General features: G+C 59.3%; 13 protein-coding genes. 4 read left to right on the plus strand and 9 right to left on the minus strand.

Translation table 11 applies throughout. From position 1 onward, the window contains the following. The first annotated feature begins 1 nt into the window (after nucleotide 1). Genes IB248_RS17820 through IB248_RS17830 form a run of 3 tightly spaced genes read left to right on the plus strand, consistent with a single transcriptional unit; the run spans nucleotide 2 to nucleotide 3,759 of the window. Nucleotides 2-1,117: a branched-chain amino acid ABC transporter permease gene (locus IB248_RS17820; protein WP_192241427.1), complete on the plus strand. Its 1,116-nt coding sequence runs from the start codon at nucleotides 2-4 to the stop codon at nucleotides 1,115-1,117. Then, on the plus strand, nucleotides 1,110-2,864 hold the full coding sequence (locus tag IB248_RS17825) for an FAD-dependent monooxygenase (protein WP_192241428.1): 1,755 nt from the start codon (nucleotides 1,110-1,112) through the stop codon (nucleotides 2,862-2,864). The genes IB248_RS17820 and IB248_RS17825 overlap by 8 nt, the downstream gene beginning before the upstream one ends. Before the next feature lie 7 nt (nucleotides 2,865-2,871). Continuing rightward, nucleotides 2,872-3,759 (plus strand): intradiol ring-cleavage dioxygenase, encoded by an 888-nt coding sequence (locus IB248_RS17830; protein ID WP_169682497.1) that lies wholly within the window; start codon nucleotides 2,872-2,874, stop codon nucleotides 3,757-3,759. Nucleotides 3,760-3,860: 101 nt separating this feature from the next. Here IB248_RS17830 and IB248_RS17835 read toward each other — a convergent pair whose 3' ends face one another. Next, nucleotides 3,861-4,244, minus strand: coding sequence for a helix-turn-helix domain-containing protein (locus IB248_RS17835; protein WP_169682499.1), 384 nt, complete (start codon nucleotides 4,242-4,244; stop codon nucleotides 3,861-3,863). A 107-nt stretch (nucleotides 4,245-4,351) separates the two neighbouring features. Between IB248_RS17835 and IB248_RS17840 the strand changes: the two genes are divergently transcribed. Beyond that, entirely contained in the window at nucleotides 4,352-5,365 is a 1,014-nt protein-coding gene (locus IB248_RS17840) for a zinc-binding alcohol dehydrogenase family protein (protein ID WP_192241429.1), read from the plus strand. A gap of 83 nt (nucleotides 5,366-5,448) precedes the next feature. Here IB248_RS17840 and IB248_RS17845 read toward each other — a convergent pair whose 3' ends face one another. From IB248_RS17845 to IB248_RS17880, 8 genes are all read right to left on the minus strand, one after another. Further along, a complete protein-coding gene (locus IB248_RS17845) occupies nucleotides 5,449-5,772 on the minus strand; it encodes a hypothetical protein (RefSeq protein ID WP_169682503.1) in 324 nt (107 codons plus the stop codon). A 262-nt stretch (nucleotides 5,773-6,034) separates the two neighbouring features. Beyond that, entirely contained in the window at nucleotides 6,035-7,105 is a 1,071-nt protein-coding gene (gene ugpC, locus IB248_RS17850) for a sn-glycerol-3-phosphate ABC transporter ATP-binding protein UgpC (protein ID WP_192241430.1), read from the minus strand. Between the two features lie 15 nt (nucleotides 7,106-7,120). Beyond that, nucleotides 7,121-8,641 (minus strand): DUF5060 domain-containing protein, encoded by a 1,521-nt coding sequence (locus tag IB248_RS17855; protein WP_192241431.1) that lies wholly within the window; start codon nucleotides 8,639-8,641, stop codon nucleotides 7,121-7,123. A 27-nt stretch (nucleotides 8,642-8,668) separates the two neighbouring features. Beyond that, on the minus strand, nucleotides 8,669-9,553 hold the full coding sequence (locus IB248_RS17860; protein ID WP_192241432.1) for a carbohydrate ABC transporter permease: 885 nt from the start codon (nucleotides 9,551-9,553) through the stop codon (nucleotides 8,669-8,671). After that, a complete protein-coding gene (locus IB248_RS17865) occupies nucleotides 9,550-10,449 on the minus strand; it encodes a sugar ABC transporter permease (protein WP_192241433.1) in 900 nt (299 codons plus the stop codon). The genes IB248_RS17860 and IB248_RS17865 overlap by 4 nt, the downstream gene beginning before the upstream one ends. Nucleotides 10,450-10,544: 95 nt before the next feature. Beyond that, nucleotides 10,545-11,798 (minus strand): extracellular solute-binding protein, encoded by a 1,254-nt coding sequence (locus IB248_RS17870; protein WP_192241434.1) that lies wholly within the window; start codon nucleotides 11,796-11,798, stop codon nucleotides 10,545-10,547. A 70-nt stretch (nucleotides 11,799-11,868) separates the two neighbouring features. Continuing rightward, nucleotides 11,869-12,516, minus strand: coding sequence for a dihydroxyacetone kinase subunit DhaL (gene dhaL, locus IB248_RS17875; RefSeq protein ID WP_192241435.1), 648 nt, complete (start codon nucleotides 12,514-12,516; stop codon nucleotides 11,869-11,871). A gap of 4 nt (nucleotides 12,517-12,520) precedes the next feature. Continuing rightward, a complete protein-coding gene (locus IB248_RS17880; protein WP_169682518.1) occupies nucleotides 12,521-13,528 on the minus strand; it encodes a dihydroxyacetone kinase subunit DhaK in 1,008 nt (335 codons plus the stop codon). Nucleotides 13,529-13,579: the final 51 nt, after the last annotated feature.

A 13,579-nucleotide genomic window follows, 5' to 3' on the forward strand; every position in this document is an offset into this window, starting at 1 on the left:
CATGACCCCAGGTCTTGAAACCATGACGACCGAGATCGAAGCGCCCGCGGGCTGGCGGGTGGAAACGCGCACACGGCTTTCCACCATATTCGCCGTCATTTCCCTCGTCGCGGTCCTGGCGCTGACGGCGGCTCCCTTCCTTGTCTCGCGCGGGGTGATTCAGGATCTGTTCTTCATTCTCACCATGCTGGCGCTGGCGCAGAACTGGAACCTGCTTGCCGGCTATGCGGGTCTGATCTCCGTCGGTCAGCAGCTCTTTGTCGGGTGTGGTGCCTATGCTCTGTTCGGCCTGGTGATCCTTGCGGGTCTCGATCCCATCCTCGCCATCCCGCTTGCCGGCCTCTTCGCCATGATCATCGCCGTACCCACGGCCTTCTTCGCCTTCCGGCTTTATGGTCCCTATTTTGCGATAGGCACCTGGGTCATCGCAGAAGTCGGGCGGCTGCTTTTTGCGCAGTGGAAGATGCTCGGCGGCGGCACTGGCACCTCGCTGCCACGCGAAGCGACACGGGAGATGCTCGGCATCTCGCTGCTTCAGGACTGGTTCGGCATGCGCGCGTCCGCGGCTGCCGACGCGCTAGCATACTGGTTGGCGTTGGCGCTCGCGGCGCTGACGATCGCCTTCGTTTACAAGTTGCTGCGCTCCAAGCAGGGCCTCGGGCTCGCGGCCGTGCGCGACAACGAAACGGCGGCCCGAGCGCTCGGCGTCGATGCGCGGAAGCTCAAGACTGCGATCTACCTGCTGACGGCGTTTCTCACCGGCATCGTCGGCGCGCTCATCTACCTGCAGAAGGCGCGGATTTCGCCCGATGCCGCCTTCTCGCTCACCGATTGGACGGCCTATGTCGTCTTCATCGTTGTTATCGGCGGCATCGGCACGATCGAAGGTCCGATCCTCGGCGTCATCATCTTCTTTCTGCTGCAGAATGCCTTTTCGAACTACGGCTCCTGGTATCTGATGGCGCTTGGTGGGCTGGCCATCGTCACCATGCTTTTTGCGCCAAGGGGGCTCTGGGGGCTGATCTGCGACCGCACCGGTTGGGAACTCTTTCCGGTCCGCCGCCTGCTGAAGGGCGGACCACTCAGACAGGATGACAAGGGAGGGCCGAATGGCTGACATCACCACCGACGTTTTGATCATTGGAACGGGACCCGCGGGCTCGGCGACAGCCGCGCTGCTTGCTAGCTATGGGCTCGAGCCGCTGGTGATCAACCGCTACCGCTGGCTGGCAAACACGCCGCGCGCGCACATCACCAACCAGCGCACCATGGAGGTTCTTCGTGATCTCGGCCGCGACGTGGAAGATGAGGCCTACATGTTCGCGACCGAGCAGGATCTGATGGGCCAGAACGTGTTCTGCACCGCCGTTGCGGGGGAGGAGATTGGCCGCATGCAGAGCTGGGGCAACCATCCGCTCTCGCGTGCCGAGCATATCCTGTCCTCGCCCGGGCGCATGAACGACCTGCCGCAGACCTATATGGAGCCGCTGCTCTTCAAGACGGCCTGTTCGCGTGGCGCGCAGTCGCGCATGTCAACCCAGTATCTGAACCATGTGCAGGATACCGAGGGCGTCACCACCACCTGTCTCGACCGGTTGACCGGCAAGGAAATCACCATCCGCTCAAAATTCCTGATCGGTGCCGATGGCGGCAACTCCAAGGTCGCCGAACATGCGGGTCTTTCATTCGAAGGAAAGATGGGGGTCGCCGGCTCGATGAACATCCTGTTCGAGGCCGATCTTTCCCGCTACGTCGCCCATCGTCCCTCGGTACTTTACTGGGTGCTGCAGCCGGGCGCGGATGTCGGCGGCATCGGCATGGGGCTCGTGCGCATGGTGCGGCCGTGGAACGAGTGGCTGATCGTCTGGGGTTATGACATCAACCAGCCGGCGCCTGAGGTCGACGAGGCCTTCGCGACCAAAGTTGTGCGCGAGCTGACGGGCGTTGCCGACCTCCAGCCTAAGATCAAGTCGGTCTCCACCTGGACGGTCAACAACATGTATGCGACGACGCTTTCGGATGGCCGCGTCTTCTGCATGGGCGATGCCGCCCATCGCCATCCGCCGTCGAATGGTCTCGGTTCAAACACTTCGATCCAGGACGGTTTCAACCTCGCCTGGAAGCTCGCCATGGTGATCAAGGGGCAGGCCGGAATGGGACTGCTCGACAGCTATCAGGCGGAGCGTGCGCCGGTCGCCAGGCAGATCGTCACCCGCGCCAACAAGTCGATTGAGGAATTCGGTCCAATCTTCAAGGCGCTTGGCCTGCTCGAGTCCGTTGATCCGGTGAAGATGCAGCAAAACATGGATGCGCGCTGCGACGACACCGCCGAGGCCGAGCGCCAGCGCGCCGCAATCCGCGAGGCAATCGCCTACAAGGTCTATGAATTCGATGCCCATGGTGTCGAGATGAACCACCGCTATGACTCGACTGCTGTCGTCAAGGATGGCCAACCGGAACCGGCCTTCGGGAAGGACGCCGAGTTGCATTTCCAGCAGACGACATGGCCCGGCGCCCGGTTGCCACATGCCTGGCTGTTTGGTGCCGATGGTGGCAAGGTGTCGAGCCTTGACCTCACCGGCCACGGCGTCTTCACCATCCTGACCGGCATCGGCGGCGATGGCTGGGTGGCGGCGGCAAAGGCATTGTCGAAGGAATTCGGCCTGCCGATCACCGTTCACAAGATAGGCCCACGGCAGGCATGGCAGGATCTGACTGGTGACTGGGCCCGCATCCGCGAGGTCCGCGATTCCGGTGCTGTGTTCGTGCGGCCGGATCACCATGTTGCCTGGCGCGCAGATGCGGCGGTCGCCGATCCCGAAGGCGCCCTGCGCCGCGTGTTGAAGACCATCCTGGATCGGTGAGGTGATCATGAACGCCAAGGAAAAGGGCTATTTCACCGAGGAAAATTCCGTCGAGGTGGTCACAAGCCGAAACGCCGATGCGAAGAGCGCGCGCTTGAAGGAGGTGATGGAGGTCGTCACCCGCAAGCTGCATGAGGCGGTAAAGGAACTGGAGCCGACGCAGGAGGAGTGGATGGAGGCGATCCTCTTCCTCACCCGCACCGGCCATATGTGCAACGAATGGCGGCAGGAGTTCATCCTCCTGTCAGATGTGCTCGGCGTTTCGATGCTGGTCGATGCGATCAACAACAGAAAGCCCTCGGGCGCCTCCGAGAGTACCGTCCTTGGACCATTCCACGTCGCGGATGCGCCGGAACTGCCGATGGGTGCCAATATCTGCCTCGACGAGAAGGGCGAGGACATGGTGATCAGCGGCCGCATCCTCGATACCGCGGGCCGGCCGATTGAAAATGCGGTCATCGATGTTTGGCAGGCGAATGACGAGGGATTCTACGACGTGCAGCAGAAGGGAATTCAGCCGGATTTCAACCTGCGCGGCATTTTCCGCACCGGTGCTGATGGACATTACTGGTTTCGCGCGGTGAAGCCGAAATACTATCCGATCCCGGACGACGGCCCGGTCGGCCAACTGCTTGGCCATCTCGGTCGCCATCCCTACCGGCCGGCGCACTTGCACTATATTGTCAAGGCAGACGGGTTCGAAACACTCACCACCCACATCTTCGACCCGGATGATCCCTATATCCATTCGGATGCGGTCTTCGGCGTCAAGGAAAGCCTGCTCGCAAAATTCTGCCTGATGAACGATCCTGTTCGGGCACACGAACTCGGGTTCCGGGATAAGTTCTGGCAGGTGGAACACGATTTCGTACTGGCTCCAAATCCGCGTCTATGAGCCGGAAGCGGGTCCCCGCCGCGGCAGTATTCACGACGATCGCGCTCTACCGCGTCTTGACGAGAAGACACTGATGGAAGTGCCGCGAAACGTTCGTCCCTTTACGCGGCTTTACTCTCATGAGGGGCAGGAGTGCCTTTCGGCTTACCATACAAGTCGATATTGGCATCGCCCCACTGCTTCAGGGCGAGGAGGATCGGCTCCATGCTGCGGCCAAGCGGAGACAGGCTGTATTCCACTTTCGGCGGCACCTGCGCATAGACCTTTCGTTCGATCAACCGATCCTCTTCGAGCTCGCGAAGCTGGTTCGTCAGCATGCGGGGAGTGACGTTCTGCAGCTGCCGCCGGATCTCATTGAACCGAAGCGTGCCAGAAAGAAGGTGGAAGAGCACCACAGACTTCCATTTACCATCGATGAGGCCGATCGCAGCCTCGACCGAGCAACCCGGCGAGCAGTCGAACCGGGAATGACGAACCTTGCCCATCTATGGTATCCTTTTTGATACTACGTGCACATTTTGTGCGTATTGCGCTTTAGAGAATATACGCCAGCTTATGCCTCATATCAAACAGCAAGAAGCAGGAGCTGAACATGAAGGCTGTGGCGTACAAGGCAGCAGGATCCATCGAGCGCAAGGATGCCCTGATCGACGTCGAACTTCCCCGTCCGACGGCCTCCGGCCGCGATATTCTGGTCGAAGTGAAGGCCGTGTCGGTGAACCCGGTCGACACCAAGATCCGCAGAAGCGTAAATCCTGCGCGCGATGGATGGAAAATTCTGGGTTGGGATGCCGTCGGCAAGGTCCTCGAGACTGGCCCGGACGCGGGCGACTTCTCAATCGGTGACGAAGTGTTCTACGCAGGCTCCCTGATCCGACCCGGCGCCAACAGCCAGTTCCACGTCGTCGACGAACGAATCGTTGGACGGAAGCCGAAGACGCTGTCCAATGCCGAGGCTGCAGCCCTGCCTCTCACGGCTATCACTGCCTGGGAAATGCTCTTCGACCGCCTCGACATTCGCAGGCTGGTGCCAGGCGCCGCCAACGCCATCGTCATTATCGGCGGAGCGGGCGGCGTAGGGTCGATCGCAATCCAGCTCGCACGCGCTCTAACTGATGTCACTGTCATCGCAACCGCATCTCGGCCGGAAACGCAGGAATGGGTGAAGTCTTTGGGTGCTCATCACGTGATCGATCATTCAAAACCGATCGCTGAACAGGTGGCCGCCCTCGGCATCGGTGCCCCGGCTTATGTCTTCTCGACGACGGAGACCAACCGTCATCTGAAGGAAATCATCGAGCTGATCGCTCCGCAGGGGCGCTTCGGCTTGATTGACGATCCTGAAACCCTGGACGTGACAGGTTTCAAGCGAAAGGCGGTCTCGATACACTGGGAGCTGATGTTCACGCGTTCGATCTATCAGACGGCAGACATGGCGGAGCAGGGGAAGCTGTTGAACGAGGTCTCCCGTCTCGTCGACGATGGCAAGATTCGCACGACCTTGACGGAGACACTATCGCCGATCAACGCAGCAAACCTGCAAAAGGCGCACGCTGGGATCGAGAGCGGTAAGACCAGGGGCAAGATCGTTCTTGAGGGCTTCTGAACCACCGTAGGCGGATCTCCATGGTGGGATCCGCCACCTAGCCATGTCGAGCCAGATCTCGCCAGGGACCGGGATGCTAGGTCTTACCAGACCTCATTTTCTACTGCAGGTGCATTGATCCACGCTTGTTCTTCTGGAGACCGAGAAGAGTCGGCATCATAGCCCTCCAGCAATTCATCGAGCGTATATTTGGCTTGACGCACCTTCATCGTTTTGCGGGCACTCGATGCGGGTTCTGCGATAATCTGCATTTCCTTTAACGAAACGGTCATCTCTTGGCCCTCTGTTAGACCCAGCATGTTGCGAGCAGCGACCGGCACAGTCAGGTCTAACGAGCCGCCAGCCTTCTTTAGCTTGGAGGTTGTCGAAAAGTCTTTCCTCGCCGATTGACCTCTTGTTGTCGCCATTGGCTTCGCTTCATCAATTTAGAACATTTATACAACATTGGAATGAGTAGGTCGCAAGATGCGCAAGTCGGACGCCAACGCCCACCCGAGGTGGCGATGGCCCGAACATTCTGTCCGAATTATGCCCATTTCAGCAGATCGGCCTCTTCCCACCCTCGGTGGAGCGTGAACAGCGCTTCAGTGCCTCCATTTCCCACTCAGGATACGGAAATAGCAGCAATAATTCCGGCTTACTCAGTGAGGGGTTCGCCTTTCAAATCTGCTAAGACTCGAGGCGTTGCTGGGTCTGCTGGTCAAAGAAATGGACCTTTGAAGTCGCGAAGGATAGCTTCACGCGCTGGTCAGGAACAAGCTCGACACGATCTCGGACCACCCATGTCAACTCCTTGCCTTCCACATCGACGGCTACGTGAGTTTCCGAGCCAGTCGGTTCGACAACCTTTACGGTAGCCGCGACGCCATCCTCGCCGCCCAACGAAATGTCTTCGGGACGAATTCCGAGTGTCACGGGCCTTCCGGCCGATGCACTGGGAGCGCGCGAAAGGACTGCTCGCGATCCGCCCGACAGGGTAAGTGCTGGGCTGGCTCCGTCCTGCAGGGCTCCCTCCAGGAAATTCATCGCAGGCGAACCCAGGAAGCCAGCGACGAATATGTTTCGCGGTCGATCATATAACTCGAGTGGGCTGCCGATCTGCTCGACGCGCCCTCCTTGCAGAACAACGATCTTGTCGGCCATGGTCATGGCCTCGATCTGATCGTGCGTGACGTAGACGATCGTCGTTTTCAGCCGCTGGTGAAGCGCCTTGATCTCCGCGCGCATCTTGACACGGAGCTTGGCGTCGAGGTTCGAGAGAGGTTCGTCGAACAAAAACACCTTAGGATCGCGGACGATGGCGCGCCCCATGGCAACGCGCTGTCGCTGGCCACCAGACAGTTGCGCGGGCTTCCGCTCGAGCAGAGGCTGCAGCCCAAGGATGGCTGCCGCCTCGCTGACCTTCTTGTCGATCTCCGGCCGCTTCACACCTGCAAGCTCGAGGGCGAAGCCCATGTTCTGGGCAACCGTCATCTGCGGATAGAGCGCATAGTTCTGGAAGACCATCGCGATGTTGCGATCCTTCGGCTGCAGATCGTTGACGACCCTGCCGTCGATGCTGATCTGCCCAGACGAAATCTCCTCGAGGCCGGCGATCATGCGCAACAACGTCGACTTGCCGCAGCCGGAAGGACCGACGAGAATGACGAACTCGCCGTTGGCGATGTCGACGTCGACGCCGTGGATGATATCAACCGCCCCGTAGGACTTCTTGACGTTCTTGATGTTCAATCCAGACATTTCGGAACCCCTAAACTAGCGCTTTGCGCGAACGCGCAGCGCCTGATGCGGTTTGCGCGGGATGACGACACCGAAGGCAGCGTCAGGTTTTCCTCCGCGTGTCACCGCACCGTGGCGCACAGGATGCGTCACTGGAGCCTTGACCTTTTCGGCGGGAGTGATCGTCATTTCCCAGGTATCGATGAGGTCGACCTCGTAGCTGTCGCCGTCCATGGGCAGCCCGGACGACCAGATCACCGGCTGATGTTCGCCAAAGTAGATCAGACGGAAATCGCCGTCGCCATCACGCGCGCCAGACACGCGCGACCACGGCCACTGCGTGACCGGACCGATCGGGTCGAGACCATTCTTGACATCGGCGTCGAGAAGGTCGCGAAGGAAACCGATCCGCTTCCAGGCTTCGCCATGAAGCTCGCCGCCCTTCGCCCACCAGATCAAGTCCTCCGGATGGGAATAGGTCTCGCCGTGGCCCGTGTAGCCGCCGCGTGTCGCCGTGATCCAGTAGCGGTGAACGAGTTCCTGAGCAGTGAGGTTGCCCCAGGACTCCAGAATGTCGCCTTCATATTCGGGCTCGTCGTTCACCACGGGCTTGCCATAAGTGTCACGCCATTCCTGGGTACGCTTGACGTCCGGGTTCTGGATGCAGGTGTGGGTAACCCATGGCTTGCGATGATCGTAGTTCGAGTTGACGTCGCCATTGTGGATCGAGCGAAGGTGCTGGTAGGGATCGTTTTCCTCCAGAATGTGGAAGTAGCGGTCCCACTGCGCCATCGGCTTGGTGTCGATCAGGAAGTCGTACTCGTTGGCAAGCGACCACCATACATTCCTGTAGGCCGACAGGCGCGCGGCAAGATAGGCGACGTAGCGGTAGTCCTGTTCGGCGGACATGTCCGCATAGCCCCAGCGGTCATACGGGTGGAACATGATGATGTCGGCTTCAATGCCCAGCGCGCACAAGGCTGCGACCTGCTTGTCGAAATGCTGGAAGAGGACAGGATTTGGACGGTCGAAGTTTTCCTTGCCATCGGCGCCCTTCTCGAAGGAGGCATAAAGGGGCTCGTTGACGTTATAGGGATAGTCCTTCGGGAAGACGCCCATGCGGATCTTGTTGAACTTTGTCTTCTTCAACGTATCGAGGGTCTGCTGCTGCATCTCAAGCGGCTGGTGCGTCCAGGCATAGCAGGTCGTGCCAAACGAGAAGAAGGGCGTCCCGTCCGCGTAAGCGAAGTGGAACTTGTTGCGCACCCGGACAGGGCCATGGTTGCCCGACGAAGGTGCTGTGGCGACCAGGGCTCCAGTCTTTCCACCAAGCACCGCGGTCTGCGAGCGGGTGCGGAACGACCATTCGCCCTCGATATCAGGCATGAAGCGAACGCGATAGGTCCCATTGCCGTCGTAAAAGCCTGGAACCCTGACCTCCCGGCTCTTGTGCGTGAAGATGGCATCGAATGCCACGTCGAGGTAGGGGTTGCCGCCGGAGGGACCTTGGAAAGAGGCCTCGAACACGCCCCATTTTTCGACTGTTGCATTGGACATTGAATTCTCTCCTCGTAGAATAAGCTTTCAGCCCTTGACCGCACCTGATGTGAGGCCGGACACGAAGTAGCGCTGGAACATCAGGTATACGATCGTCGCCGGCAGGACAGTCATGACGATGGCTGCGTTGAGTTGCCCGTAGTTGCTCGAGAACTGCCCCTGGAAGGACATGAGGCCGAGCGGCAGCGTCCACATCTTCTGGTCTTGCAAAAGGACCAGTGCCATGGCGAATTCGTTCCAGGTGGAGACGAAATCAAGAATGAGCAGCGCCGCGAGTACCGGCAGACAGACCGGAAGGAATATCCGCCTGAAGATCGTGAAGTGCGTGGCGCCGTCGATGAGGGCGGCTTCCGACAACTCCTTCGGGATCCCCTTGAAGAAGCCGTGCAGGATGAAGACCTGATAGGGAACGCCGAAGGCGATATAGGGAAGGATGACGCCCGGATATGTGTCGATCAGCCCGAACGAATTCACCAGGGTGAAGAGAGGGGCGAGCATGACCTGGAACGGGATCATCGTGCCGAAGACTACAAGCAGCAATAGAGCCTTGCTGAGCCTTAGCTTGATCTTGGCGAGCGCATAGGCCGCCATCGCCGACAGCATCAGGCCAAGCGGTACCTTGATGACGGTAATGATGACGCTGTTGAAAAACGAGTTGGCGAAGTTCCCCCGGCTCCACGCGCCACTGTAGTTGTCGAAGGCAAGCTCGGCCGGCGGCACGAACGCGCCGGTACTTGTCACGGCGGCAGGCGTCTTCAGCGATGTGAAGACGATGAAGACGAACGGAGCGACCCAGATCAGCGCCACGATCACCAGTGCGATCCACAGGCCAATCAGAATGGGGTCACGCTTCATCGATGACGGATGCGCTTTGAGGTGCACAACGGCGGGATCGGTCGGAATTGCTGTCACGATTCAACCTCCTCGTGCTTCTGTGTCCATCGAAGGTAGGGAATGACGACCGCCATTGTGATCAGCAACAGAACGACCGAGATGGCTGCGCCGCGACCAAAATCAAAAATCTGCATGGCCTGCGTGAACGCCCATAACGCCAGCATCTGCGTGGATTGGGCCGGGCCGCCGCCGGTCAAACCATAAACAATATCAAAGGCCTTGAGCGACGAGATAATGGAAAGCACGAGCACGATGGTGATGGTCGGACGCAGGGCCGGCAGCGTCACGTGCTTGAACACGGCAAAGCGCCCCGCGCCATCGATGCGTGCGGCTTCGACAAGCGTCAGCGAAACGTTCTGCAGACCGGCGAGGAACAGGACCATCGAAAAGCCGACCGTCTGCCAGATATAGGCGACGAAGACGGAGTAGAGGGCGATGTCCTTGTTACCCAGCCAGTCCTTGATCCAGGCCTGCATGCCCCAGGACGTCAGCATCTGGCTGAACAGACCGAAAAACGGGTCATACATCCACTTCCACATGGTCGCCACAGCGATAGGGGCGATGATGACGGGAAGATAGAAGATGGCTCTGAGACTGTTGCGTCCGAAGATCTTCTGGTTGAGGCTAAGTGCAAGAAGTAGCCCGACCATCGGCGGAAAGACCAGACTCATCAAGGTCCAGATCACCGTGTTGCGGAAGGCAACCCAGAAGACAGGATCGCGCGTAAAGATTGCCGTGTAGTTGGCAAGTCCGACGAACTGGCGGTTCGCATCCAAACCGTTCCATTTCTGAAAGCTCAGAAAGACGACGTTCAGCATCGGATAGAGCGCGAATACCGCGTAGATTACCAACGCCGGAACAAGCAGGATGAAAGCCTGCGTCCGCGGATCATGTGTCGTTTGACGTAGTGACATGTTCTCCTCCTGGCAGGGAAGCGACCCCGCCAGCTCATTGAACGGTGCACCAGCCGATCGACGGTCAGTCAAATCGGCTGGCGCTCTGGGAGGAACTAGGTCCGGCTGGCGATGAAGCTCTGGAGCTGCTTGGCAGCGTCTGCCGGCTCAACATTGCCGGAGGCGACTTCGTTGATGATGCGGAAATACTCCGTCGTAACATCAAGCGGGAAAGCCTGGTCACCGTTCATGTAGACGTTGCTGTACTTCTTGAAGATGTCGAGCCACTCGGCCTCAAGAGGCTTCTGGTTCGTGTACTTGACGTTCTTGTTGACCGAGATCGAGCTGATCTGGCCAACCAGATCCTGCTGAACCTTGTCGGACAGGAAGTAGTCGAGGAACTTGGCCGCCATGTCAGGGCTTTTGCTCTTCGTGCTGACATAGTTGTACTCGGCAAACCCATAGAGACGATCGGTGTTCGTCGGGAAGGGGAAGATGCCGTAGTCGTCGAGGTTTGCGCCGCTGCCGTCGAGCTGGCCGACAAGCCAGTCGCCTTCCAGCATCATCGCCGCACGCCCGGCCGTGAAGAGGCTATAGGACTGCTTGTTGTCGATGCCCATGAACGGCTGCAGTGTGTAGTCCTTCGTCCACTTGGCGAATTCGGCGAACGCGTCGGTTGCGCACTGCTCCTTCGTCCAGTCGACCTTCATCGCCTTCAGGGCATCGTGCTTGTCGGCGCCGCACTTGGTTTCGAGGATAACGTCCATCAGGCGCATGACGTGCCAGTTGACGGTTCCGCCGAACGTGAAGGCAGGAATGCCCGCAGCCTTCAGCTTCTCTGCGGCGGCAAGGAGATCCTCATAGGTCTTCGGCTCTTCCTTGATGCCGGCCTGCTCGAAAAGCTTCTTGTTGTAATAGACGGCTTCGCCCTTGAAGGTGAACGGAACGCCATGCTTGCCGCCGGGGTAGAGGTCAGCGAAAGCCGCGGCGGAGGGGAGCAGTTCGTCGTTCCACTTGTATTCCGTGTAGTACTTGTCGAGAGGCAACGAGAGACCGGCCTTCACGTATTCGCCGCCAAGGCCAAGCCCTGCCCAACTGAAATAGATGTCCGGGCCCTTGTCGGATCCCGCAGCAACACGCAATGCCGTCTTATGCTCGTCCACGGCGCGTTGGACGATTTCTACATGAGTTCCGGGGTTGGCGGCCTCGAAATCGCTGGCGATTTTCTTGAGGGCAACGTTTGCGGCGTTGTTATCGAAGTTAAGCGTCCAGAGGGTGATGTCGTCGGCCAGTGCGGGCGTCGCCGATAGCGCGGCAACAGCCATTGCAACGATGCTCGCAGATTTCAATTTTGCAGTCAGGGTCAGCATTACCGTCCTCCTCTTGTAAGCTGAGGACGTTCTTACAGATAGTGATCGACATGTCAACTGGTATGATGAGCTAACCATCGTACCGAGTTAGAAAGGCTGAAATTGCTTCGATCACGATGACCGCAGAGGCGGCTCCCGGATCGATATGCCCCAACGCCCTGTCGCCCAGTCGGGAGGAACGCCCTTTTGCGGCAACCATGTCACGGGTTGCTTCGCAGCCATCGCGTGCCGCACGAACCGCCGCGTCAAGGCATGCCGAGATGTTCGCCCCCGTCCGCCTCGCTTCCATCGCGGCGTCGGCCGCCGGCCTCCAGGCGTCGATCATGGTCTTCTCGCCTGTCTCGGCCTTACCCCTGTCCTGAATTCCCTGCGCCATGGCCCTGAAAGCATCCAGGAAGTCGTCGTCCGATAGCGTATGCTTGTCCTTAACGGCAGTTCCTGCACGCATGAATGCGGTCGCATACAGCGGACCAGAGGATGCTCCGACTGCATTCAAGAATGCCTTGGCCGCAGTGTTGAAAAGAAAGGTCGGGGCGGCTTCGACCTCGTCGAGCTGGAGAACAGCCTTGGATGCCGCTTGCCAGCCGGCATCCATGGCGAGACCATGATCTCCATCGCCGATCACACCGTCCAGTTCGCACAGCCGGTCGCGATTCTTCGCGACTTCCTCCGCGGTCAGCGAAAACATTTGCTGCAGTTCTCTGGTCGCTATCGCCATCTGCTCACTTTCGAAACATTGCGCAGTCGCAGGGATGATCGATCAATTCCTGCAGCTCGTCGTCGAGGTGCATCACCGTGATCGATGCCCCGGCCATTTCGAGCGATGTGCAGTAGTTTCCAACAAGTGACGTGTGGATCAGCAGGCCGGCGTCTTCAAGACGGGCCTTCACGCGCCGCATCATGATGTAGAGCTCCATCATCGGCGTCGAACCGAGTGAGTTGACCAGCACCGCCACACGATCACCAGCCTCCGCGGCTCCCATCTCCCCAAGAATGCCGTCCAGCAACTGGTCGGTGACCTCGTCGGCCGATCTCAGTGGACCGCGAGCCACACCGGGTTCTCCGTGGATACCCATGCCGATCTCCATCTCGTCTTCGCCGATGAGGAAATTGGGCTTCAGCGTCTGCGGAAGCGAGCAAGGCGAGAGAGCAACCCCCATCGTATAGGTTCGGGAGTTCGCGTGACGAGCGACACGTTCGACATCCTCAAGGGAATACATGAGATCGCACGCCGCACCCGCCGCCTTGAATATGAAGACGTTACCCGCCACGCCACGCCGCTTGTCGCCCTGTTCGGGAGGAGCGGAAGCGACGTCATCCGTCGTCAACACAGTTCGCACCTCGATGTCATCGAGACCGAGCAGTTCGGCCGCCATGTCGAAATTCATGACGTCGCCAGCGTAGTTCCCGTACATGAAAAGCACGCCGGCGCCACCATCTGCGGCCTTGGCACATGCGACGATCGGGTCGGGCGGTGGCGATGCGAAGACGTTCCCAATCGCCGCAGCGTCGGCAAGTCCCTTGCCCACATATCCGAGAAAGGTCGGCTCGTGTCCGGAACCACCCCCGATGACAAGACCGACCTTTCCATTTCGCGGGCCGTTCTTGGCGACGATTGCGCGAGGCATGTCTTCAACCGCGTACAGGTGCTCGGGATGCGCCGCCAGGACGCCCTCCAGCATTTCGTCGACGGCATCCGCACCGGAATTTATTAGTTTCTTGGTCTTCACGCCAACCTCCCCGATCGAGCTCCGGTACGATAGATGCAGCCGCCGCGCTCG

The sequence above is a fragment of the Rhizobium sp. RHZ01 genome (genome assembly GCF_014851595.1).
GTDB classification, from domain to species: domain Bacteria; phylum Pseudomonadota; class Alphaproteobacteria; order Rhizobiales; family Rhizobiaceae; genus Rhizobium; species Rhizobium altiplani.